We start from the raw sequence: 23,794 nt of genomic DNA, 5'->3' as shown, positions 1-23,794 counted from the left end.
ATTGCCTGATTTCAAGTGCGCGCTGATTCGGCGCAGATGCAGATTGGCGGCCTGAATGCCGTTATAATCTCGGGTTTCCCATCCCTTCATTTCTTTACGAGAAAGCACCATGAGCCTGAATAACGTCCCGTCCGGCCGCGACCTGCCCAACGACTTCAATGTGATCATCGAGATCCCGATGAACGCCGATCCGATCAAGTATGAAGTGGACAAGGATAGCGGCGCTATTTTCGTCGACCGTTTCATGGGCACCGCGATGCACTATCCGTGCAACTACGGTTACATCCCGCAAACGCTGTCCGAAGACGGCGACCCGGTCGACGTGCTGGTGATTACCCCGTTCCCGCTGTTCCCCGGCGTGGTGGTGCGTTGCCGTCCCATCGGCGTGCTGAAGATGACCGACGAGTCGGGCGTTGACGCCAAGCTGCTGGCGGTGCCGGTCGACAAGGTCCTGTCGATCTACACGCATTGGCAAAAGCCGGAAGACATGAACGAACTGCGCCTGAAGCAGATCCAGCATTTCTTCGAGCACTACAAGGACCTGGAAAAGGGCAAATGGGTCAAGATCGACGGCTGGGAAGGTCCGGAATCGGCCAAGGCGGAAATCCTCGCCGGCGTCGAAGCCTTCAAGAAGCAGCAAGCCAAGTAATCTGCAGTCCAGGCATTGCCGATAAAAAAGCGCACCCGCGGGTGCGCTTTTTTTGTGCCGGTCGCAGTCATGTCGGATCGCGAGTCGGATCTCGAAACGGGTTGCGTTCGTTGAGTTCGCTCAGGTAATCGTCGATGCCGCCGCCTTCGCGTTCGAGGAAGCGTTCCACCGCATCGGCAAACGAGGGATGCGCCAGCCAGTGCGCCGACCAGGTTTTCTGCGGCAGGAAGCCGCGCGCCATCTTGTGCTCGCCCTGGGCGCCGCCTTCAAACCACGCGATCTTGTTGTCGATGCAGAATTCCAGCGGCTGGTAGTAAGCCGTTTCGAAATGCAGGCAGGGGATGTCTTCCAGCGCACCCCAGTAGCGTCCGTATAGTGCGTCTTCGTCATAGACCACTAACGACGAGGCGACCGGTTTGCCGTCGCGATGGGCCACTGTCAGCAGCAGATGCTGCGGCATCCCGGCGGCGATGCGCAGGAAAAAGTCGAGGTTCAGATAAGGCGTCGAATGGTGTGCCGCATAAGTGTGGCGGTAACAGCGGTGGAAAAAACGCCAGTCGGCTTCGCCGGCTTCGTGACCGCGCAGATGGCGGAACGTCACGCCGGCGTCGCCCACCTTGCGCCGCTCGGCCAGGATGTTCTTGCGTTTCTTGCGTTCCAGCGTGGTGAGGAACTCGGCGAAGTCGCGATAGCCTTCGTTGTGCCAATGGAACTGTACGCCGCTGCGCAGCATGAAGCCGGCCTCTGCCAGCGTCTGCGCCTCTGCTGCGGGAGGGTAGAGCACATGGGTGGAGGAGGTCTGTGCGGCTTCCTGGAGTTCCTGCAAGGCCCGCACCAGCGCCTGGCGTGCGGCCTCGTCCACCGCGAGGAGGCGAGCGCCGCTGACCGGCGTGAACGGAATCGCCGCCAGCAGCTTGGGGTAATAGGGCAGGCCGTGACGTTCATAAGCCTCGGCCCAGGCCCAGTCGAACACGTACTCGCCGTAGGAGTGATATTTCAGGTAGAGCGGCAATGCCGCCTTCAGGTCATCACCTTGCCACAGTGTCAGGTATTGCGGCTCCCAGCCGGTGTCCTTGGCGGCGGAGCCGCTTTCATGCAGCGCATGCAGGAAAGCGTAGGACAAAAACGGCGTGGCGTCGGCCTGGGCGGCAAGCAGCGCATCCCATGCCGGCTGGCCAACTTCTGCCAGAGAAGAAATGATTCGCGTGCGATAATGAGACTCTGCGTTCACTGCGTGCAGCTCCCCGGCACAGGTGTTGCGTCCGTACTCTTCGTCATTTTCTTACCGTCATTTCTTACTTGTCGCCATCATGTCAGTCAAAGTCGCCATCGCCCAGATCAACAGCACCGTTGGAGATATCTCGGGCAATCGCAACAAAATCGTCGAATTCGCTCGCCGTGCCGCAGCACAGGGTGCGGACATCGTCCTCACGCCGGAATTGTCGCTGGTAGGCTATCCTCCTGAAGACCTGTTGCTGCGTCAGGCATTCTACGCAAAAACCGACGAAGCGTTGCAAGCGCTCACGGCCGAGCTGGCCGGGTTGAAAGACGTGCACGTCGTCGTCGGCCATCCGGTGCTCAAGGATGGTGCGCGCTTCAACGCAGCATCGGTTCTGCTCAACGGCAAAATCTCCGGCAGCTATCACAAGCTGGAGCTGCCCAACGACAGCGTGTTTGACGAGAAGCGCTACTTCACGCCCGACGGCACGCCGCTGGTGTTCGACGTCAAAGGCACGAAATTCGGCATCAACATCTGCGAGGACACCTGGTTCCCGCGCGCGCCTGCCCGCGCCAAAGAGGCCGGCGCACAGGTACTGCTGATCCTGAACGGTTCGCCGTACCACATGAACAAGCAGTCGCTGCGCCTCGACGTGATGCGCGACAATGTGACCAAACAAGGCATGCCGCTGGTGTTCGCCAATCTGGTGGGCGGCCAGGATGAACTGATTTTCGACGGCAATTCCTTCGCCATGGATATCGCCGGCGAACTGGTCGCCAGCCTGGCGCATGCGCAGGAAGATTTGCAGGTCATCGAATTCGACGGTGTGCAGATCCGCAATCCACAGATGGCGCCGGCGCTGTCGATTGAAGCGCAGGTGTACCAGGCGCTGGTGCTGGGCGTGCGCGATTACGTCGGCAAGAACGGTTTCCCGAGCGTGCTGATCGGCTTGTCAGGCGGCGTCGATTCGGCGCTGACGCTGGCCGTCGCGGTCGATGCGCTGGGCGCCGACAAGGTGCGCGCGATCATGATGCCGTCGCCTTATACGGCAGACATTTCCTGGATCGACTCGCGCGACATGGTCGAGCGCATCAAGGTGCGCTACGACGAGATTTCGATCAACGATTGTTTCTCGGCCTTCCGCAGCACCTTGTCCGAAGAGTTCAAGGGACTCAAGGAAGACACCACCGAAGAAAACATCCAGGCCCGCATTCGCGGCACGCTGCTCATGGCGCTGTCCAACAAGTACGGTTCCATCGTCCTGACTACCGGCAACAAGAGCGAAATGGCGGTGGGCTACTGCACGCTGTACGGCGACATGGCCGGCGGCTTCGCCGTGATCAAGGACATCGCCAAGACGCTGGTCTATCGTTTGTGCGCTTACCGCAACAGCATTTCCGAAGTCATTCCCGAACGCATCCTGACACGCGCACCGTCGGCCGAACTGCGGCCCGACCAGAAGGACCAGGATTCGCTGCCGCCGTATGAAGTCCTCGACGCCATCATGCAGATGTACATGGAAGAAAATCTCGGCATCGTCGAGATCGAGCGGGCCGGTTACCAGAAGGAAGATATCGAACGCATCACGCGCCTGATCAAGATCAACGAGTACAAGCGGCGCCAGGCGCCGGTGGGTATCCGGGTCACCCACAGGGCTTTCGGCCGCGACTGGCGATATCCGATTACGTCAAGATTCCGCGAATAACATTACGTTGTTCAGCGCACATAATTAAGAGTGTTCTGTAAAAACTTTTATTGATTTAATTCGATTTTCTGCGACATTTTATAAGGAGGGAATAGCCATGAAGCAAGTCACTGCTATCATCAAACCGTTCAAGTTGGACGAAGTGCGCGAGTCGCTGGCCGAAGTCGGCGTCACCGGACTGACCGTTACCGAAGTCAAGGGTTTCGGCCGTCAGAAGGGCCATACCGAGCTGTATCGCGGCGCTGAATACGTTGTCGATTTCCTGCCCAAGGTGAAGATCGAAGTCGTGGTCGACAACAGCGTGGTGGAACCGGTGGTCGACGCCATCATCAAGGCGGCGCGCACCGGCAAGATCGGCGACGGCAAGATTTTTGTGCAGGAAGTCGAACAGGTCATTCGCATCCGCACCGGCGAGACAGGAGCGGAAGCGGTATAACACCGTGAAGGGGAGATCGCATGTCGGAGCAGCTTCGATGGTTGTTTCGAATTTTTCCGATCTTTTTGTTAACGTGCTTGTTCTCCCCCGCACATGCCGACGCCGACCCCGGCGTCTCCGATACCCGCATCCTGCTCGGACAATCGGCCGGCATGTCGGGGCCCACTGCGCAATACGCGCGCCAGGTGTTGATCGGCGCCAAAGTCTACTTCGACAAGATCAACCAGCAAGGCGGTGTGCATGGCAGACGCATTGAGCTGCGTACCCGCGACGACCAATATTCTGCATCCCTCGCCGCCTATAACACGCGTCAATTGATTGAGCGTGACGGCGTGTTTGCGCTGTTCGGATTCGTCGGATGGCCGACCAGCCAGGCCGGCCTGCAGATCGCATCGCGTGCGGGCGTGCCTTTCTTTGCGCCGTTCACCGGCGGTGCGCTCCATGCATCGTTCGATCGACATCTGTTTTCGATCCGTGCGAGTTATGCGGACGAATACGCTTACTTCCTGCGCAACATGAACTGGCTCGGCATACGCAAGCTGGCGCTGCTGTATCAGCAAGACCAATATGGCGTGATGATCAAGCAGGACGTCGATAGTCGCGCCCGCCGCGAAGCCATCGAGCTGACCAGCATCGGCATCAACCATGGCGGCGTCAACCTCGAGCCCCTGATCGACAAGACACTGAGCGTGCAGGCCGATGTCGTCATGCTGGTCCATGCCGACTCCCAGATCAACGCCCGCATCGTACGCAGCTTGCGCAACCGCGGCTTCCTCGGGCAGTTCTTTGCCGTGTCCTTCGTCGGCAACAAGCAGCTGGCCAGCGAACTGGGCGAGCTGGCGCACGGCATTCTGGTCACGCAAGTGGTGCCGCTGCCCTGGCGCATTTCGATGCCGCTCGTTGCCGAATACCGCAAGCGCATGGCTGAGTCAGGCTACGAGGAATTCACCGTCACCAGCCTGGAAGGCTACATTGCGGCACGCGTGCTGGTTGAAGGCTTGAAGCGGGCAGGGCGTAATCTGACGCGCGAGCGCCTGATCCGTGCGCTCGAAAGCATCAATGCGCGCAACTACGACGGCGGCGGCTATGTCGTCAATTTCTCCGCCACCAATCACCAGGGATCGATGTACGTGGACATTGCGACCATGACCAAGGATGCGCGCTTCATGAACTGAAGCCGTCGATTCACTGGCTTGTCCGGTCTTTACGAACATCGCTGTATTTGGTTTAAAATACTGTTTATATATACAGTATTCCAATGCAAGGCGATGACCCCATGAGCAAGTCCGGCTACCGCAAAGTCCCGTTGCAAATCACGCAAGTACGCGAGAGCGAAGGCGAGACTTTCACGCGGGTGTTCGATGCGCGCAAGGGCCGTGGCGCGGTCAGCAACATACAGGGGCGCTATGAGGTGGAGCAGCGCGTCGGCTTCGACGACGGCTGGGGGGTGCCTGAATCAGAAAATGGCGCAGAAGACGAACCGGCAACCGTGCGCACCATCATCACCGAAGAAACCGCCAAAACCATCATCAGCCGCAACAAGTCGCCCGACCTGCCGTTCAATGCGTCGCTCAATCCGTATCGCGGTTGCGAACATGGCTGCGTGTACTGCTTTGCACGTCCCACACACGCTTACCTGGGCTTGTCGCCGGGACTGGACTTCGAGAGCAGGATTTTCGCCAAGACCAATGCCCCGGAATTGCTCCTGCGCGAATTGGCGAAGCCGTCCTATGTGCCCGAGACGATCACCGTGGGCATCAACACCGATGCCTACCAGCCCTGCGAGCGCGAGCTGCAGATCACGCGGCGCGTATTGCAGATACTCAGCGATTGCCGGCATCCGGCTGCGCTGATCACCAAGTCCTCGCTGGTCGAACGCGACATCGACATCCTCGCGCCGATGGCTGAACGGCGGCAGGTGATCGCCGCCGTCACCATCGCCACGCTAGACCCGGCGCTGGCGCGCAAGCTGGAGCCGCGCGCGGCCACGCCGACGCGCCGTCTGCGGGTGATCCGCACGTTGGCCGAAGCAGGCATTCCGGTCAGTGTCAGCGTTGCGCCGGTGATTCCCTTCATCAACGAGCCCGAACTGGAGGACATCATCGCGGCGGCTGCAGAGGCCGGCGCGAGGCGTGCCGGCTACACCGTGCTGCGCTTGCCGTGGGAAGTCAATCCGCTGTTCCAGCAATGGCTGCAGACCTACTTTCCCGAACGGGCCAACCGTGTCATGAACCGCATCCGGGAGATGCGTGGCGGCAAGGACAACGATTCAGATTTCGCCACGCGCATGCGCGGCGAAGGCGTGTGGGCCGAGCTGATACGCCAGCGTTTTGAAAAAGCCGTGCAGCGCAGCGGCATGCATGAGCGCGGCTGGTTCGACATGCTTGATGCGTCGCAATTCGTGGCGCCCGCGCGACCGGCGCGCGCCTCGCCGTCCGGCCAGTTCAACTTGTTCTGACCGGCGCGGGCATCGCTGCTTCCGTCTATTTCTCGCTGTCCAAGTGCGCCATCGAATGCGCGGCATAACGTTCGCCCGCCGCAGCATTGGCTGGAATGGCTTCTTCGATACGCGCCAGATCCTGGCGCGTCAGCACCAGCTTGAGTGCGCCCAGCGACTCCGCAAGGCGTTCCGGGCGACGTGCGCCGACCAATGGCACGATGTCGCTGCCTTGCGCCAGCACCCAGGCGATCGCGACCTGAGCCGGTGTAGCCTCTTTGTCGGCGGCGATGCTGCGCAGCACGTCGATCAGCGCCAGATTATGCGCCAGGTTGTCGGCCGAGAAGCGCGGACTGTGACTGCGGAAGTCGTTCGCCGCCAGCTTGCGCGACGGATCCCAATGACCGCTGATGAGGCCGCGCGACAGCACGCCGTAGGCCGTGATGCCGATGCCCAGTTCGCGGCAGGTCGGCAGGATGTCCTTTTCGATGCCGCGCGAGATCAGCGAATATTCGATCTGCAAATCTGTGATCGGATGCACGGCGTGAGCACGGCGCAAGGTGTCCGCGCCGACTTCCGACAAGCCGATGTGACGTACGCGGCCGGCTTTGATTTCTTCGGCGATGGCGCCGACGGTGTCTTCGATCGGCACGGACGGATCGAGGCGCGCCGGGCGATAGATGTCGATATGGTCGGCGCCGAGACGACGCAGCGTATAGGCCAGGAAATTCTTCACCGCCGCCGGGCGGTTGTCCATGCCGATCCAGTTGCCGCCGGCGTCGCGCATGGCGCCGAATTTCACGCTCAGCTGGACCTTGTCGCGACTGCCGCTGCCGATCGTGCGCAAGGCGTCCCGGATCAGCATTTCATTGTGACCCATGCCGTAGAAGTCGCCGGTGTCGAGCAGCGTTACACCGGCGTCCAGCGCGGCGTGGATGGTAGCTATGCCGGTTTGTTCATCGGCCGGGCCGTACAGATCCGACATGCCCATGCAGCCGAGCCCGAGGGCTGAGGAGGAGAGGCCGCTGCGGCCGAGTGTGCGATGTTCCATGATGATTCCTTCCAGGTGAAAAGTAGGGATGCCAGCCGGAACGGAGGCGACAGCGGTCGTTCTTCGGCGCATGGAGGGTATTGTCGAACTTATTTAATTTCGAATAAATAGCGTTAAAATGATTTCTTTATTCGAATATCAATAATTATCATGGACCGTCTTCAGGCAATGGAAGTATTCGTGCGCGTCGCCGAACTGGGCAGCTTCAGCAAGACTGCGGAGCAGATGGGCTTGCCGGCGGCGACCGTGACCAACGCCATCCAGGCGGTGGAGAAGCGCGTCGGCGTGCGCCTGCTGCAGCGGACCACGCGCAAGGTCACGCTGACCGATGACGGCGCGGCTTACCTTGAACGTTGCCAGCGCTTGCTGGCGGAATTCCAGGATGTCGAAAACCTGTTCGACCACGAGCAGCCGCAAGGCGTGGTGCGTGTCGACCTGCCCGAGCGGCTGGCGCACAAGAGCGTGATTCCGCGCCTGCCGGAGTTCTTCGCGCGCTATCCCGACATCCGGGTCAAGCTCAATGCCAGCGACCGCTTCGTCGACCTGATCGGCGAAGGCGTCGACTGCGTGGTGCGCGTCGGCATCCTCAGCGATTCGACGCTGATTGCGCGCAGCATCGGCGCGATGGAGCAGATCACTTGCGCCTCCAGGGCCTACCTCGATCGCCACGGCCGTCCGCGCACGCTGGCGGAGCTGGAGCAGCACGTGATGATCAATTATTTTTCCAGCCGCACCGGCCGCGAGCTGCCGTGGGAATACATGCAGAACGGCGAGCTGAAAACCCTGAAGTTGCGCGGCCAGGTGTCGGTGGCGAGTTCCGAGGCCTACATGGCGTGCTGCCTGGCGGGACTGGGATTGGTGCAGGCGCCTTTGCTGGGCGCCGAGGACTTGCTGGCGCAGGGCGTGATCGAAGAAGTGCTGCCGGAATTCAAACCGCCGCCGTTGCCGGTGGCGATCGTGTATTCGCACAACCGGCATCTGTCGCCGCGTGTGCGCGTGTTTGTCGACTGGCTGGCCGAGATACTGAAAATTCGCTAGAGGTTCTAGCGGTTGGCCGGCGCGCTCGATTGCAGCAGTACGATCAGTGCACCTGACCCGCCGTCGGCCGGCTGCGCCTGGCAAAAGGCGATGACTTCGTCCTTCTGCGCCAGCCAGTTGCGCACCTTCTGTTTCAGCACGGGCTCCTTGTTGACCGAGCCCAGTCCCTTGCCGTGGATGATGCGCACGCAGCGCTGGCCGCGCCGGCGCGCCTGACGCAGGAATTCGCCCAGCGCTTCGCGCGCTTCGTCGCGGCGCAGGCCGTGCAGGTCGAGCTGGTTCTGGATTGCCCAATGGCCGCGCCGCAATTTGCTGAGCACGTCGCTGCCCACGCCGGGACGCGCGAAGCTGAGGTTTTCGTCGGTGTCGAGCAGGGTGTCGAAGGTGAATTCGTCGGACAGCGATTCCATCAGCGCCGCCTGTTCGTCGGCGATGTGGTGGCGCGCGATCGGCAAGGGTTGCGGCGGGAACAGGGCGGCTTTTTCGTTGCTGCGCAGCGGCGCTATCTTGCCGATGCTGCTGCGGAAAATGTCGGCTTCGGCGCGCAGGCGCTTTTCATCTTCCACGCGCTGGCGTTCGGCGGCGAGGCGCGCTTCTTCCTGCGCCTTGAGATCCTTGCGCAATGACTTGAGCGCCGAAAAATCCTTGATAGTCGCCATGATTCGCGCACCGGTGAGAATTGAAAAAGCCCTCCCGCGATGAAGAGGGAGGGCTGAGGATGACGAGCTGAGCTAGTTACTCCAAGCCTTCCAGATAGCGCTGGGAGTCCAGCGCGGCCATGCAGCCGGTGCCGGCGCTGGTGATGGCCTGGCGGTAAATATGGTCCTGCACGTCGCCGGCGGCGAACACGCCGTTGATGCTGGTGGCGGTGGCGAAGCCTTCCAGGCCGGTGCGGGTCTTGATGTAGCCGTTCTGCATGTCAAGCTGGCCTTCGAAGATGCCGGTGTTCGGCTTGTGGCCGATGGCGATGAACAGGCCGTGCAGTGTGATCGGCGTGACGCTGCCGTCCTGGGTCGACTTGATCTTGATGCCGGTGACGCCGCTTTCATCGCCGACGACTTCTTCCAGCGTGTGATGCCACTTGATCTCGATCTTGCCTTCGGTAACCTTGTGCAGCAGGCGGTCGATCAGGATAGGTTCGGCGCGGAACTTGTCGCGGCGATGGATGATGGTGACCTTGCTGGCGATGTTGGACAGATACAGCGCTTCTTCGACCGCGGTGTTGCCGCCGCCGACCACGGCGACTTCCTTGCCGCGATAGAAAAAGCCGTCGCAGGTGGCGCAGGCGGACACGCCTTTGCCCATGAAGGCTTCTTCGGAAGGCAGACCGAGATATTGCGCCGACGCGCCGGTGGCGATGATCAGCGCGTCGCAAGTGTATTCGCCGGAGTCGCCGATCAGGCGGAATGGCCGTTCCGACAACTTGGTGGTGTGGATGTGATCAAAAATGATTTCCGTATTGAAACGCTCGGCGTGTTTCAACAGGCGTTGCATCAGTTCCGGTCCTTGCACGCCCATCGGATCGCCGGGCCAGTTTTCGACGTCGGTGGTGGTCATCAGCTGGCCGCCTTGCTCGACGCCGGTGATCAGCACCGGATTGAGGTTGGCGCGTGCTGCGTAGACGGCAGCGCTGTAGCCGGCGGGGCCGGAACCGAGAATCAAAACCTTGGCGTGTTTGGGCGTGGTCATAAAATACTCTTAATGAACTGAACAGAAGTGGGGCGCAGCGGCATGTCATTAAAATGATGCCGGACTGCCGGATTTCAATGCGGGCGCGAGGATGACCGGCTGCGATGCCGGAAGACTGCGGCTTATGTTGCCGTTTATCCTATATTGCGCTGCAAAACGGTTAAGATTATAGACGAAGCGCCAGACCGGTCCGATGGAATTACGCTATTCCATCAATAGGGCCGTCCGCCCTGCGATTTGCCCTGATTCTCTGCCGATTTCCATACCCCGGTTTTCTGCCCGGCAATCGCCGTTACAATGTCGCCTGAGTTAAATGCGCCCCCAAGGCGCGCCAGATAAAGATTTATGACCAAGACCAGCCAAGCCTATACCCGCAACACCAAAGCCGCCGAAACTCCGCAGCTGCCGAGCCGGCTGGTGCGCCTCCTGTACGAAGCCCGCTGGTTGGCCATGGCGACCTTGCTGGTGTATTTGTCCTTGATCCTGCTGACCTACTCGCGCAGTGACCCGGGTTGGTCGGTGGCTAATTCCGTGCCGCACCTGCATAACTGGGGCGGCCGCGTCGGCGCCTGGGTGGCTGACCTGATGCTGTACATCTTCGGCATGTCGACCTGGTGGTGGTGCGTGCTGCTGGGCCATTCCATCTGGCGCAGCTATCGGCACCTGGCCAATCGCTTCCTGATGCAGAAAGAGACCGAACCCGAGCACCATCAGGAAGGCCTGATCCGTGCCATCGGTTTCGTGTTCCTGCTGGCCGGCAGCCTCGGCATCGAATACATGCGCATGTACACCATGAAGGCGCCGATGCCGCGCGCGCCGGGCGGCGTGCTGGGCGAAATGATCGGCAGCGCGGCACAGACCTCGCTCGGTTTCACCGGCGCCACGCTGTTGCTGCTGCTGCTGTTCGGACTGGGCTTCAGCCTGTTCTTCCACGTCTCGTGGCTGGCTGCGGTTGAACGCATTGGCGGCGCGATTGAAGACGGTATTTTCTGGATCCGCAATTTCTATTCGGCGCGCGAAGATCGCAAGGTCGGCCACGTCGCCGCCGTCAAGCGCGAAGAAGTGGTGGTGCAGGAACGCGCCAAGATCGACGAAGCGCCGCCGATCCGCATCGAGCCACAAGTGGTGGCGGTGCCGAAGTCGGAGCGCATCGAGAAGGAGCGCCAGACCAGCCTGTTTCAGGACATCGATTCCAGCCTGCCGCCGTTGTCGCTGCTGGACGAAGCGCCGCCGGCGCAGCAGACGGTTTCTGTCGAAACGCTGGAGTTCACCAGCCGCCTGATCGAGAAGAAGCTGTCCGACTTCGGCGTCGAAGTCAAAGTAGTCGCCGCTTATCCCGGCCCGGTCATTACGCGCTACGAAATCGAACCGGCCACCGGCGTCAAGGGTAGCCAGATCGTCGGCCTGGCGCGCGACCTCGCACGCTCGCTGTCGCTGACCTCGATCCGTGTGGTGGAAGTCATCCAGGGCAAGAATTACATGGGCCTGGAGCTACCCAATCCCAAGCGCCAGATCGTGCGCCTGACCGAGATTCTCAGCTCCAAGGTCTACAACGACAGCCATTCCAGCCTGACCATCGCGCTCGGCAAAGACATCGCCGGCAATCCGGTGGTGGCCGACCTCGCCAAGATGCCGCACTTGCTGGTCGCCGGTACGACGGGTTCGGGTAAGTCGGTCGGCATCAACGCCACCATCCTGTCGCTGCTGTACAAGTCGACGCCGAAGCAGGTGCGCCTGATCCTGATCGATCCGAAGATGCTGGAGCTCTCCATTTATGAAGGCATCCCGCACTTGCTGGCGCCGGTCGTGACCGACATGCGTCAGGCCGGCCATGCGCTGAACTGGGCCGTGGCCGAGATGGAGCGCCGCTACAAGCGCATGTCCAAACTGGGCGTGCGCAACCTGGCCGGCTACAACCAGAAGATCATCGACGCCGACAAGCGCGGCGAAAAGATACCGAATCCGTTCAGCCTGACCCCGGACGCGCCGGAGCCGCTGGAACAGCTCGAAACCATCGTCATCATCATCGACGAGCTGGCCGACCTGATGATGGTGGTCGGCAAGAAGGTGGAAGAACTGATCGCGCGTATCGCACAGAAGGCGCGCGCCGCCGGCATCCATCTGATCCTGGCGACTCAGCGGCCTTCGGTCGACGTCATCACCGGCCTGATCAAGGCCAACGTGCCGACCCGCATCGCCTTCCAGGTCAGCAGCAAGATCGACTCGCGCACGATTCTCGACCAGATGGGCGCGGAAGCGCTGCTCGGCATGGGCGACATGCTCTACATGCCGCCGGGCACCGGCTTGCCGATCCGCGTGCACGGCGCCTTCGTTTCCGATGAAGAAGTCCATCGCGTGGTGGATCACCTGAAAGAGCAGGGGGAACCGAATTACATCGAGGGCATCCTAGAAGGAGGCGTTGCCGACGATGCCGACGGTGCAATCGGCGGCGGCGCTGCGGGCGGTACTGAAGGCGACGAACTGTATGATCAGGCCGTCGCGGTCGTGCTGAAAAACCGCCGGGCCTCGATTTCACTGGTGCAGCGTCACTTGCGCATCGGCTACAACCGCGCCGCGCGTCTGCTGGAGCAGATGGAGCAAAGCGGTCTGGTGTCGACGATGCAATCGAACGGCAACCGGGAAATCCTCGTGCCGGCAGGAAATACCACGGAGTAAAGACGCATACCATGCAAATAAAAATACAGGCATCACCTCTTCTGAACAAATGGCATGTCGCCGTTGCTGCGATCGGTCTGAGCGCGGCCTTGTTTTCCGCACAGGCTACGGCCAGCGCACTGGAGCAGTTCAAGCAGTTCGTGGCGTCGACGCAATCGGCCAAGGGCGAGTTCGTGCAGCGCCTGGTCAAGATAGACAGCGGCACCGCCAAGGTATCGAACACCTCGAGCGGCACGTTTGTGTTTTCGCGTCCGGGCAAATTCATCTGGACTTACCAGAAGCCGTATGAGCAAGTCTTGCAGGCCGATGGCGACAAGCTGTTCATCTACGACAAGGACCTGAATCAGGTCACCACCAAGAAGCTGGGCAACGCGCTCGGCTCATCGCCGGCTGCGATCCTGTTCGGCAGCAACGATCTGGAAAAGAATTTCACGCTGAAAGAAGGCGGCACCAAGGACGGCATGGAATGGCTGGAAGCCACGCCCAAGACCAAGGACACGACCTTTGACCGCATCGGCATCGCCTTGAAGGACGGCGTGCCGCACGCGATGGAATTGCGTGATTCGTTCGGTCAGACCTCGCTGCTGTCGTTCACCAACTTCGAGAAGAATCCACCGTTGAAAGCGACCAGCTTCACCTTCGTCGTGCCCAAGGGCGCCGACGTCTTCAATCAATAACCGGATGTAACGGCAAGGTCAGATCGACGTCTTGAGCATGTCGATCTTGCCTTCGACCTCGCGCCATTTAGCGTGGTCGGGCATTGGCGCCTGGGCCTGGGTGATTGGTTTCCAGCCGGGGTGCTTGGCCAGCTTGGCGTTCAGTTCGGTGAAATGGCGCAGGCCTTCGGGCAGGTCGATTTCATTGTAGATGGCGCCGACCGGGCATTCCGGCACGCACATCGAGCAATCGATGCAGCCGTCCGGATCGATGGCCAGGAAGTTCGGGCCTTCGACAAAACAATCCATGGGACAGACGCTGACGCAGTCGGTATATTTGCAGGCGATGCAGGAATCGGTGACGACAAAAGGCATGGGCTGAAACGCGCCGTGGCGCGCCGAAGAAGTAGGCAAAATGACAAGCGGCAAACCGGACCAACACTGTTCCGCACCCGCAAGCCGGCAGGATTCTAGCATCCGGCCCGATAACCCGCTGCCGGATCGGTTAGACTGGCATCCATTTTAATTCCCCAATTTGACCGCTCCATGAATTCCGCGCCGTTAGCCGAACGTCTTCGCCCGCACTCCTTTGACGATGTCATCGGCCAGCAGCACCTGCTCGGCGCGGGCAAGCCGCTGCGCGTGGCGTTCGAATCGGGCGAGCCGCATTCGATGATCCTGTGGGGGCCGCCGGGCGTAGGCAAGACCACGCTGGCGCGCATCATGGCGGACAGTTTCAATGCCGAATTCATCGCGCTGTCGGCGGTGCTGTCGGGCGTCAAGGACATCCGCGAAGCAGTCGAGCGCGCCGAAGTGATCCGCGCCAATTCCGGTCGCCGCACCATCCTGTTCGTCGATGAAGTGCATCGCTTCAACAAGAGCCAGCAGGACGCTTTCTTGCCGCATGTGGAAAGCGGCCTGTTTACCTTCATCGGCGCGACGACGGAAAATCCCTCGTTCGAAGTCAACGGCGCGCTGCTCTCGCGCGCGGCCGTGTACGTGCTCAAATCGCTGACGGAAGAAGACCTCGGCGCGCTGATCGACCGCGCTTGCCGCGATGAACTTGACGGCCTGCAATTCGAACCGGAAGCCAAGGAAATGCTGATCGCCAGCGCCGACGGCGACGGGCGCAAGCTGCTCAACAACCTGGAAATCGTGGCGCGTGCAGCACAGGCGAAGAATGTTGCCATGGTTGGCACGGAACTGCTGGCCGAATGCCTGGGTGATGCGCTGCGTCGCTTCGACAAGGGCGGCGACGCTTTCTACGACCAGATTTCAGCGCTGCATAAATCAGTGCGCGGCTCCAGTCCCGACGGCGCCTTGTACTGGCTCACGCGCATGCTCGACGGCGGCACCGATCCGCGTTACCTGGCGCGCCGCATTGTGCGCATGGCGTGGGAAGACATCGGCCTGGCCGATCCGCGCGCCATGACGATCGCCAACGACGCCGCCGCCACGTATGAGCGCCTCGGTTCGCCGGAGGGCGAACTGGCCTTGGCGCAGGCGGTGATTTATCTGGCGATTGCGGCCAAGAGCAATGCCGGCTACATGGCCTACAACCAGGCCCGCGCCTTCGTCGCGAAAGACAAGTCGCGCGGCGTGCCGGAGCACCTGCGCAATGCGCCGACCAAGCTTATGAAGCAACTGGGTTACGGCAAGCTGTATCGCTATGCCCATGATGAACCGGAAGGCTATGCCGCCGGCGAGACTTACCTGCCTGACGGCATTCCCGATCCGCATTGGTACCAGCCGGTGCCGCGCGGACTCGAGGCCAAGATCGGCGACAAGATGGCGCATCTGCGCGAGCTTGATCGCGAGTACAAGAAGAACAACAAAGAGTAATGCCGGGCCGGGCGGCAATGCGCCGGCTTGTTCACGCGGTCTTCTTCCACACTTCGAACACACCTTCCATCGCTCCCATGGCCGCGATCACCGCGGCATAGGTGGCGTCGTTGTCGTAGCCCGGCAGCTTCGCCTTGAACTCCTCCATCAGGCCTTCCAGCCCCGGCGTGTCGTTGGGCAGGCGGATGCCGCCCTTGGCGGTGGCGATCATCCAATAGGGCATCGGCAGGAAATCGTCGCCGATGGTGATGACGATGCGCTCGACGTCTTGCCAGGCGATGCTTTCCAGTTCGGCGCCGGCGCGGGCGGTCTTGATGAATTCATCGTCGAACGTCACCGTCACCGGTTTGGCGCGCGCCGCCGCGCGCTTGGCCGGACGCAGGTCGGCGGCGCTGGGGCCGGCATTGATCTTCCATTTGGTCGATTCCGGCGTCGGGAACAGACGGTTCTTGACGCGTTGCCCGAAGGCGAACATGGCGCCGAAGGCCAGCCCGGTCAGCACGCCGTAGCCGATGCTCGAGCCGGTCAGGGCGAATTGTGAGCCGGCCCAGATGGCGCAGCAGGCGGACAGGGCGAAGCCGATCAGGTAGGCGATCAAAGGCGGCTGGGAGGGTTTGTCGGACATGGCGGGTTCCTGTAATGGTCCTGAATGTTGGCGGCAATGGTAACGCAAGCGAGGCTATTTTTCGCGCATTCAGCCGGCCGCCCGCGAGGATGGTCAATGTCCTTGGTACAATCTCGGTTTATCGCATTCATCGCATTTACTTCGTATTTACTTATCTGGTACTCCATGATCGACATCCAACTTCTTCGTAAAGACATCGACAATGTCGCTGCCCGTCTGGCAGCGCGCAAATTCCAGCTTGATGTCGCCGCTTTCAATGCGCTCGAAGGCGAGCGCAAGCAGATCCAGACCCGTACCGAGGAATTGCAGGGCAAGCGCAACAGCCTGTCCAAGCAGGTCGGCATGCTCAAGGGCAAGGGCGAAGACGCCTCGGCCGTGATGGCGGAAGTGTCCGGCATCGGCGATGAACTCAAGGCATCCGCCACACGCCTGGAAGAAGTGCAGGTGCAATTGAGCGATTTCCTGCTGACGCTGCCGAACCTGCCGCACGAATCCGTGCCGGCCGGCGCCGATGAAAGCGGCAATGTCGAACTGCGCAAGGTCGGCACGCCGCGCACCTTCGATTTTGAAGTCAAGGATCACGTCGACGTCGGCGCCGCGCTCGGCCTCGACTTCGATGTCGCCACCAAGCTTACCGGCTCGCGCTTCGCCGTCATGAAGGGCGGCATCGCCCGCCTGCATCGTGCGCTCGCGCAATTCATGCTCGACACGCACACACTCGAGCACGGCTACACCGAGTGCTACACCCCTTACATCGTCAACGCCGATTCGCTGCGCGGCACCGGCCAGTTGCCGAAGTTCGAAGCCGACCTGTTCGCGGCCAAGAAGGGCGGCCAGGAAGGCGACTCCAGTGACAACGCTGCGCTGTACCTGATCCCTACCGCCGAAGTGCCGCTGACCAACCTGGTGCGCGACGAGATTGTGGCCGGCGACACGCTGCCGCTGAAGATGACTGCGCATTCCCCGTGCTTCCGTTCGGAAGCCGGCAGCTATGGCCGCGACACGCGCGGCATGATCCGCCAGCATCAGTTCGACAAGGTCGAGATGGTCCAGATCGTGCATCCGGAAAAGTCCTACGAAGCGCTGGACGAGATGCTCGGTCACGCCGAAAACATTCTCAAGAAGCTGGGCCTGCCTTATCGCGTCATTACACTGTGCACCGGCGACATGGGCTTTGGCGCGGCCAAGACCTTCGACATCGAAGTCTGGCTGCCGGCGCAGAACACCTATCGTGAAATCTCGTCGGTGTCGAACTGCGAAGCCTTCCAGGCGCGTCGCATGCAGGCGCGTTTCCGCAATCCTCAAGGCAAGCCGGAACTGGTGCATACGCTCAACGGCTCGGGCCTGGCGGTCGGCCGCACACTGGTGGCGGTGCTTGAGAACGGCCAGCAGGCTGACGGCAGCGTGACGATTCCAGAGGTATTGCGTCCGTACATGGGCGGACTGGAAAAACTGGCGCCGTAATCCACGCAATCCAGGCATTCCACGCTGCACAATGAAAAATGGCTGATGTCCGCAGGGGCATCAGCCATTTTTCATGCGCCGTCCAATGAGGGGCGCGCAGCTATTTGGGATCGTTTACATTGCCCATGAGAAAGTCGCCGGCACGCGCCGCTCGATGAACAGGCTGTTGCCCGGCGTCTTCTTGGCCTGCTTCTTGGCCTTGGTCGCGGCCGAGGCGATCTGGTGCGGAGAGGAGTATTGCGAGGGTTCGATCTTGACCGCGCCCAGCGAAAGGCTCACTAACGGATGCAGCACCCGGTCACCCTGGCGGTCTTCGCTGTAGTAGCCGCCACGCTCCTTGTCCTCGACGTAGTAAAAGGTCTGCGAAGCGACCGCAAACGCTTCCAGCATGGCTTTGCAGCGATGCTCCCAGTCTTCGCTCTGGAACATGATCAGGAAGTCGTCGCCGCCGATGTGGCCGATGAAGTCCAGTTGCGTGTCGCAGAACTGGCTCAGCGTGCGGCCGGTCAGCTGGATCATGTCGTCGCCCTTGCGATAGCCGTAGACATCGTTGAAGGGTTTGAAATTGTCGAGGTCGCAGTAGCAGATGCAAAACTCGACGCCGCTTTGCAGCAGGAACTCGATGTGCTCGTTGATCGGCACGTTTCCCGGCAACTGCGTCAGCGGGTTGGCGTAGCGCGCCGCTTCGATCTGCATTTGTGTGATTTCACGCAGCAGGTCATGGCCGGTGCCCATGCCGACGTACTGGCCCTGGTCGACAATGATGAAACCGTTTGACAAGTGATGGGATTCGGCCTGTACCAGGATGTGGCTGAGGTCTTGCAAGCTGGTGTCCTGCTCGGTCAGCAGCGGGTTGGGGTCCATGAAGAAGGTGCAGGACTTCTTGCCGTAGAGCTCGCGGCCATACAGGCGGGCGAAGCGCTCCACCATGCTGTAGCGATTGATCAGGCCGACCGGGATGCCGTTGCTGACCACCGGCAGCGCCTGCAATTGCGGATCGTTGACGAACAGGTGGTAGACCTCGTCGTTGGACACATCGGGCGCGACATACTGGCTTTCGCGCAGCAGTTTGAAGACGGTGGCGCTCTTTTTCGTCGGGCCGTATTTTTGTGTGGCCAGCGGTACTTTGTCGCGACGCAGGATCTTGCTGATATCGTCGCCGACCACGGTCTTCGGATTGGCGTGCGGGCGGGCGATGTGATAACCCTGGCCGCAGGCGATGCCGAGGTCGCGAATGGTCAGCAGTTCGGCCTGGGTTTCGATGCCTTCGGCGATGACGATGGAGCCGGACTTCTCGGCGATCTCCTGGATCGAGCGCACGAACTGCAATTTCATCGGGTCGTTGTTGATGCCCTGGATGAAGTGCATGTCGACCTTGACGTATTCCGGCTGCAGCTCGGACCACAGGCGCAGGCTGGAGAAACCCTCGCCAAGGTCGTCGATGGCGATCTGGAAGCCCATGTCGCGGTAGTGCATCGCTGCATTGCGCAGCAGCTCGTAATCGTAGGTCGGCTCGTTTTCGGTCAGTTCGATGATGATGCGCTGCGGATTGATGCCGAGTTTTTCCAGATGGCGCAGGGTTTCACCCTGGATCGCCTCGGGTTGCACCAGCGCGCCCGGGCTGACGTTGAGGAACAGGTTTCCCGGCAGGCCGGACTGCGCGAATTGCGCCATGACGATATGGCGGCACAGGTGTTCGACCTGCACCGACAGTTTGTTGGCGCGCGCCACCTTGAACAGATTCAGCGGCGAATGCAGCGGGCTGTTGGAAGGGCCGCGAATCAGGCCTTCATAGCCGACGATCTCGCCGCTGCGCATGCGGATGATGGGCTGGAACAACGCCGTCAGGCTGCGCTGGGCGATGATTTCGTGCAGATGCGACAGCAATTGCGAGTTCTGTTGTGACTCCTGTTGTTCGGCCGCCAACTGGACAGGGCCTGGCTCGCCCGGGCCGGCAGGCAAGGGCGGAACATGGTGGTCGAAATCGTGTGAGGCAAATGGGGCCATGTCAGGTCCAGTAGGTCCAACCATAGAAATGAAGAGATCGCGTGTAGTGAGCGCACAAGCGCCGGGCAACATCTGATCGTAGAGAAGATTTATGACAAGATGATGATGTGTAAATTATTTTCGACAGCCGGGCCGGGAAAATATTTGAAGATTTATCCGCAAGGATCTTTCCATCTTCAAATTGGTTCTGCTATAATCTTTCGCTTTGCTGCCCTAGGGTAAGCAATTCGACTAAGTTAACCGGAGAGGTGGCAGAGTGGTCGAATGTACCTGACTCGAAATCAGGCGTACGGTTTCCCGTACCGTGGGTTCGAATCCCACCCTCTCCGCCAGAATCAAGCATCAAAGTAAAAACGCCCGCGTCATGCGGGCGTTTTGCTATCCGCTTGCATTATTGTTTCCTGTTTGCATCCAGCTTTCCTCTCCGCTTTGCGTTGGGAGCGCCTGCCTAAAAATCAAGCAATTCTGGTCCGCTGAACTATAATGGCCGGTTTCATTGTATTTTTGATAATAATTAATGTGCCCGGCTGAATTGCGACGGGCATCCGGGGTGTATCGATGTCGCTGAACCGCCTGTTCTGGCTTGTCTCCGTCGCGCTGATGCTGCTGTTTTCCGTGCTGGCCGCGCGCATCGTGCTGATCGAGTGGGATGCCTACCGCCGCGGCGCGCGCAGCGTCGAGGCCGTGCGCGTGGTGCAACTGACCTTGCTGGCGATGGAAAAAGTCTCGATCGAGCGCGGGCCGTCGAATGCTCTCATGGGCGGCGACAGCAATGCCTTGCCCGCATTGCGCAAGCGGTTGGATGCAGCGCGGCGCGATAGCGATGAAGCGCTGTTTCGCGTGCTCGAGAGCTTGCGCCAGGAGGCTGATGTCCGCTATGCACCGGCAATCCGCAAGATAGAAACGGTACGCCAGGCGCTCGGCCCGGCGCGCGACCGGGTCGACCAGCAGGTCGGGCTGGTCAAGTGGCAGCGTTCGTCGCGCGATATCAGCGAAGCGGTCGACGGCATGGTTGCTCTGATTCCCATGATGGTGTCTTCGGTGGCGGATTTGTCGAGCATCGCCATCCAGGCCGATCCCGAGGTGCTGGACGGCCTGACCGGCATGCGCGTGGCTGCCAGCCTGCGCGAATACGCCGGCCAGGTCGGTTCCAAATTTACCGCGCCGGTCATCATGCAGCGTCCGCTGACCAAAAGCGAAGTGATCGAAATCGGCAAGCTCTACGGCCGCATCGAGCAGTTGCGCACCTTGCTCGATATCCAGATGCGTGCCTACAAGGACAACGCGGCGTTCCGTGCGGCGCTGTCGGACCTCGACACGCAATATTTCGGGCAGGGTTTTCCGTTCCTCGACGGTTTGCTGCAGACCGGCCTGTTGTCCGGTTCGTACGAGGTCAACACGGCCGAATTGGCGGCGCGTTACGTGCCGCCGATGGGATCGATCCTGCGGCTGCGCGACGTGATTCTGGCGGATCTGATCCGCGAGGCCGAAATCCGTCATCGCCAGGCGTTCAATCTGCTGGTAGGTGCGATCACGATGACGCTGTTTGCTTTCCTGTTCTTTTTCGTGTTGCTCTACCTCGTGCGCCAGCGCGTGCTGCAGCCGGTGCTGAAGGCGACGCAACTGGTGGTCGGCCTGGCTGAGGGAAACCACGATGCGCCGATCCCGCAGGCGCACCATCAGGACGAGATTGGCGACATGCTGCGTGCGCTGCACGTGCTCAAGGCGCGCAGCCTGGAGCGTATCAGCCTGGCCGGTGAGCGCGAAACACTGATCGAGCAGTTGCAACTGTCGTCCAATACCGATTTTCTGACCGGCGTGCTGAATCGCCGCGCCTTCTTCGCGCACAGCGAGCAGCAGCTGGCGATTGCACAGCGCTACGGGCGCAATCTGGCGCTGATCCTGCTCGACATCGATCACTTCAAGCGCTTCAACGATAATTACGGCCACCTCGCCGGCGACAACATCCTGCGCAATGCCGTGCAAAAGATCTCGCAACTATTGCGCAAGATGGATGTGTTTGCCCGCTATGGCGGAGAGGAATTCATTATCTTGTTACCTGAGGCGGATCTGGAGCAGGGCGTGGCAGTGGCTGAAAAATTGCGCGTGATGCTGGCGGGCCAGGCATTTACGCTCGACGATGGTCGCGAGCTCGGCATTACCGCCAGCTTCGGCGTCAGCGCACTGAGCGCAGGAGAAAGCCTCGATCAGTTGATCCGGCAGGCCGACGAGGCGCTCTACGCCGCCAAGCACAAAGGCCGCAACTGCGTCGAGCGGGCCGGCTGATTCTTTGCCGGGTCTTCAGTCGCGGTCGTTGAACGCCGAGATGTGCGAGACCTGAAACACGCTCGACAGCGAATGCAATTCGTTGCGATGCAGTTGCGCCAGGCGATGCAGGTATTGTTCGCCGGTCTCCGTCAGGCGCACCTGGACCAGGCGCTTGTCTTTGTCGTCCTGGGTGCGCGTCACCAATCCCGCTTTTTCACAGCGCGTCACCAGCGCCACCACCCCATGGTGCTGCGACTGCAGGCGTTCGGCGAGTTCGCTGATGCTGGCCCAGTCGCGTCCCGGAAATCCCTTGATATGCAGCATCAGCAGGTATTGCAGCGGCGTCAGCCCTTCGCTTTGCGCGGCGTCTTCGCTGAAGCGGATAAAGCGGCGTAACTGATAGCGAAATTCCGAAAGTGCTTCGAAGTCGTCTTTTTGCAGGCGTGAGGGTGTTTTCATTGGCGAAGGTCGGATGCTGCAAATAAGCGGATAAATAAGCCGGTAAACGGAGAAAGGTAAACCGGCAAACAGCAAGATATATCATCTTGTGATGTAATTGCGGTTTGACGTTATTCCGAAATGGGTTGGGGCATGCGCGATTCTATCCTGCAATGGCTGAGAAGTTTCATTCCGCAAAAAACGGCAGTGGATCGCTTCGAGCGCATGCGCGCCAGCGTCGGGGCACTGTTCGGGATCCTGCTGACGGGTTTGCTGAGCTACCTGATCCTGCCGCACAACGCCGCGACCATCTGGCTGATCGCGCCGATGGGAGCCTCGGCCGTGTTGCTGTTTGCGGTGCCGTCCAGCCCGCTGGCGCAGCCGTGGTCGATCATCGGCGGCAATCTCGTGGCGGCGCTGGTGGGAGTCACTTGCGGCAAGCTGATCGGCGAGCCGGCGCTGGCGGCGGCGCTGGCGATTGCGCTGGCGATCGCCTGCATGTTCGCACTGCGCTGCATCCATCCACCCAGCGGTGCGGTGGCGCTGACAGCAGTGCTGGGCGGGCCGGCGGTGCATGCGATGGGCTACGGTTTCGTATTGTCGCCGGTGCTGCTCAATTCTTTTTTACTGCTGGCGATGGCGCTGTTTTTCAACAATGCCACGCGCCGCCGTTATCCGCACGCGCAGCAGAGCGAGCATCGCAACAATGTGCACCAGACCCACGACGTCGCGCCGAGTGCGCGGCTGGGTTTTACGCATGACGATCTGGATGCTGTGCTGCGCCGTTACAACCAGGTGCTCGACATCAGCCGCGACGACCTTGAGGAAATCCTCCAGCAAACCGAGATGGAGGCCTACCGGCGCCGTTTTGGTGAGACCGTGTGCGCCGACATCATGTCCGGCGATGTGGTGGCGGTGGAGTTCTCCACCGAGCTGGCCGAGGCCTGGCGGCAGATGCGGGCGCATCGTCTGCAGGCGTTGCCGGTGGTGGATCGTGCGCGCCGCGTGATCGGCATCGTGACCAAGACGGATTTCCTGCTGCATGCCGGCACCGATGAGTATGAAAAGCTCGGCGACAAGTTGCGTTTCTTGCTGCGCCGCACGCCGCATACGCACTCCATCAAGCCGGAAGTGGTAGGGCAGATCATGGGCAAGCAGGTGAAGACGGCCTCGATGCACCTTCCGATTGTGCAACTGGTGCCGCTGATGGCGGACGAGGGCGTGCATCAGATTCCGGTGATTGACGACGAGCGCCGATTGGTGGGCATGGTGACGCAATCGGACATGGTGGCGGCGTTGTACGTGAACAATTTGTCGCGTGCGCGCGGTGGCTTGCGTGCAGTGGCTTCGTAGGCCGACGAACCATTCGGGCGGACGGCGTCTAAATATCGGGAGTCCACGCAAGACCGAAACAGGAGATCGCCATGCGCCATGCCGTTCTGATTGCCGTCGTTGCCTTTGCCGTGCTGAGTACGGCGTGTGAGCGCAAGGACAAGCCGCCCAAGCCCACGGTGTCAATGGCGCCCGTGGCGCCCGCGGTGTCGGTGCAGACCTGAAGGATGAGTTATTGGTTTTGTGAATATCTGCTATTGGA

At 60.7% G+C, this 23,794-nt stretch carries 21 protein-coding genes and 1 tRNA gene; 14 read left to right on the top strand and 8 right to left on the bottom strand.

Annotation, left to right across the window (positions count from 1 at the left end):
- Positions 1–109 precede the first annotated feature (109 nt).
- The gene (ppa, locus tag ACIROW_RS06375; RefSeq protein WP_402273163.1) at positions 110–649 is read left to right on the top strand and encodes an inorganic diphosphatase; all 540 of its coding nucleotides are present in this window, start codon (positions 110–112) and stop codon (positions 647–649) included.
- A gap of 67 nt (positions 650–716) precedes the next feature.
- Here the strand turns inward: ppa and ACIROW_RS06370 are convergent, their stop codons facing one another.
- A complete protein-coding gene (locus ACIROW_RS06370) occupies positions 717–1,880 on the bottom strand; it encodes a GNAT family N-acetyltransferase (RefSeq protein ID WP_402273160.1) in 1,164 nt (387 codons plus the stop codon).
- Positions 1,881–1,959: 79 nt separating this feature from the next.
- Here ACIROW_RS06370 and ACIROW_RS06365 point away from each other — a divergent pair, with 79 nt between their 5' ends.
- From ACIROW_RS06365 to ACIROW_RS06350, 4 genes are all read left to right on the top strand, one after another.
- Positions 1,960–3,573 (top strand): NAD+ synthase, encoded by a 1,614-nt coding sequence (locus ACIROW_RS06365; protein WP_402273157.1) that lies wholly within the window; start codon positions 1,960–1,962, stop codon positions 3,571–3,573.
- A 97-nt stretch (positions 3,574–3,670) separates the two neighbouring features.
- Complete coding sequence (locus tag ACIROW_RS06360; protein ID WP_007881397.1) at positions 3,671–4,009, top strand: P-II family nitrogen regulator; 339 nt, start codon at positions 3,671–3,673, stop codon at positions 4,007–4,009.
- Positions 4,010–4,086: 77 nt separating this feature from the next.
- Positions 4,087–5,184 (top strand): ABC transporter substrate-binding protein, encoded by a 1,098-nt coding sequence (locus ACIROW_RS06355; protein WP_402273154.1) that lies wholly within the window; start codon positions 4,087–4,089, stop codon positions 5,182–5,184.
- Between the two features lie 101 nt (positions 5,185–5,285).
- Positions 5,286–6,467 carry a PA0069 family radical SAM protein gene (locus ACIROW_RS06350; protein WP_402273152.1) on the top strand — a complete coding sequence of 394 codons (1,182 nt, stop codon included), beginning with the start codon at positions 5,286–5,288 and terminating at the stop codon, positions 6,465–6,467.
- Positions 6,468–6,492: 25 nt separating this feature from the next.
- On the opposite strand, the gene ACIROW_RS06345 is transcribed toward ACIROW_RS06350, so the two are convergent.
- Positions 6,493–7,497, bottom strand: coding sequence for an aldo/keto reductase (locus ACIROW_RS06345; RefSeq protein ID WP_402273150.1), 1,005 nt, complete (start codon positions 7,495–7,497; stop codon positions 6,493–6,495).
- Between the two features lie 150 nt (positions 7,498–7,647).
- On the opposite strand from ACIROW_RS06345, the gene ACIROW_RS06340 reads away from it, so the two are divergent.
- Positions 7,648–8,535 (top strand): LysR family transcriptional regulator, encoded by an 888-nt coding sequence (locus tag ACIROW_RS06340; protein ID WP_402273148.1) that lies wholly within the window; start codon positions 7,648–7,650, stop codon positions 8,533–8,535.
- 5 nt (positions 8,536–8,540) lie between these two features.
- On the opposite strand, the gene ACIROW_RS06335 is transcribed toward ACIROW_RS06340, so the two are convergent.
- Positions 8,541–9,194 carry a Smr/MutS family protein gene (locus ACIROW_RS06335; protein ID WP_402273147.1) on the bottom strand — a complete coding sequence of 218 codons (654 nt, stop codon included), beginning with the start codon at positions 9,192–9,194 and terminating at the stop codon, positions 8,541–8,543.
- A gap of 76 nt (positions 9,195–9,270) precedes the next feature.
- Positions 9,271–10,224: a thioredoxin-disulfide reductase gene (trxB, locus tag ACIROW_RS06330; RefSeq protein ID WP_402273145.1), complete on the bottom strand. Its 954-nt coding sequence runs from the start codon at positions 10,222–10,224 to the stop codon at positions 9,271–9,273.
- A 345-nt stretch (positions 10,225–10,569) separates the two neighbouring features.
- Between trxB and ACIROW_RS06325 the strand changes: the two genes are divergently transcribed.
- Together ACIROW_RS06325 and lolA are read left to right on the top strand one after the other, a co-directional pair.
- Entirely contained in the window at positions 10,570–12,900 is a 2,331-nt protein-coding gene (locus tag ACIROW_RS06325; RefSeq protein ID WP_402273143.1) for a DNA translocase FtsK, read from the top strand.
- A gap of 11 nt (positions 12,901–12,911) precedes the next feature.
- The gene (gene lolA, locus ACIROW_RS06320; RefSeq protein WP_402273141.1) at positions 12,912–13,577 is read left to right on the top strand and encodes an outer membrane lipoprotein chaperone LolA; all 666 of its coding nucleotides are present in this window, start codon (positions 12,912–12,914) and stop codon (positions 13,575–13,577) included.
- Between the two features lie 18 nt (positions 13,578–13,595).
- Here the strand turns inward: lolA and fdxA are convergent, their stop codons facing one another.
- Positions 13,596–13,931, bottom strand: a complete 336-nt coding sequence (gene fdxA, locus ACIROW_RS06315) for a ferredoxin FdxA (RefSeq protein WP_402273139.1) — start codon at positions 13,929–13,931, stop codon at positions 13,596–13,598.
- Positions 13,932–14,102: 171 nt separating this feature from the next.
- Here fdxA and ACIROW_RS06310 point away from each other — a divergent pair, with 171 nt between their 5' ends.
- On the top strand, positions 14,103–15,398 hold the full coding sequence (locus tag ACIROW_RS06310) for a replication-associated recombination protein A (RefSeq protein ID WP_402273136.1): 1,296 nt from the start codon (positions 14,103–14,105) through the stop codon (positions 15,396–15,398).
- 31 nt (positions 15,399–15,429) lie between these two features.
- Here ACIROW_RS06310 and ACIROW_RS06305 read toward each other — a convergent pair whose 3' ends face one another.
- A complete protein-coding gene (locus tag ACIROW_RS06305) occupies positions 15,430–16,023 on the bottom strand; it encodes a hypothetical protein (protein WP_402273134.1) in 594 nt (197 codons plus the stop codon).
- Positions 16,024–16,188: 165 nt separating this feature from the next.
- Between ACIROW_RS06305 and serS the strand changes: the two genes are divergently transcribed.
- The gene (serS, locus tag ACIROW_RS06300) at positions 16,189–17,487 is read left to right on the top strand and encodes a serine--tRNA ligase (protein ID WP_402273132.1); all 1,299 of its coding nucleotides are present in this window, start codon (positions 16,189–16,191) and stop codon (positions 17,485–17,487) included.
- Positions 17,488–17,601: 114 nt separating this feature from the next.
- Here serS and ACIROW_RS06295 read toward each other — a convergent pair whose 3' ends face one another.
- The gene (locus ACIROW_RS06295; RefSeq protein ID WP_402273130.1) at positions 17,602–19,494 is read right to left on the bottom strand and encodes an EAL domain-containing protein; all 1,893 of its coding nucleotides are present in this window, start codon (positions 19,492–19,494) and stop codon (positions 17,602–17,604) included.
- A 242-nt stretch (positions 19,495–19,736) separates the two neighbouring features.
- Here ACIROW_RS06295 and ACIROW_RS06290 point away from each other — a divergent pair.
- Positions 19,737–19,826 (top strand) — tRNA-Ser (locus ACIROW_RS06290).
- Between the two features lie 226 nt (positions 19,827–20,052).
- Positions 20,053–21,780, top strand: a complete 1,728-nt coding sequence (locus ACIROW_RS06285; protein WP_402273128.1) for a GGDEF domain-containing protein — start codon at positions 20,053–20,055, stop codon at positions 21,778–21,780.
- Between the two features lie 15 nt (positions 21,781–21,795).
- On the opposite strand, the gene ACIROW_RS06280 is transcribed toward ACIROW_RS06285, so the two are convergent.
- Positions 21,796–22,221: a MarR family winged helix-turn-helix transcriptional regulator gene (locus tag ACIROW_RS06280; RefSeq protein ID WP_402273126.1), complete on the bottom strand. Its 426-nt coding sequence runs from the start codon at positions 22,219–22,221 to the stop codon at positions 21,796–21,798.
- A gap of 132 nt (positions 22,222–22,353) precedes the next feature.
- Here ACIROW_RS06280 and ACIROW_RS06275 point away from each other — a divergent pair, with 132 nt between their 5' ends.
- Positions 22,354–23,553, top strand: a complete 1,200-nt coding sequence (locus tag ACIROW_RS06275; protein ID WP_402273124.1) for an HPP family protein — start codon at positions 22,354–22,356, stop codon at positions 23,551–23,553.
- Positions 23,554–23,624: 71 nt separating this feature from the next.
- On the top strand, positions 23,625–23,756 hold the full coding sequence (locus tag ACIROW_RS06270) for a hypothetical protein (RefSeq protein ID WP_402273122.1): 132 nt from the start codon (positions 23,625–23,627) through the stop codon (positions 23,754–23,756).
- Positions 23,757–23,794 lie beyond the last annotated feature (38 nt).

It is taken from the genome of Herbaspirillum sp. NPDC101397, from assembly GCF_044767325.1.
Classification (GTDB): domain Bacteria; phylum Pseudomonadota; class Gammaproteobacteria; order Burkholderiales; family Burkholderiaceae_D; genus Herbaspirillum.
This window is presented reverse-complemented; position numbering and strand designations above follow the sequence as displayed.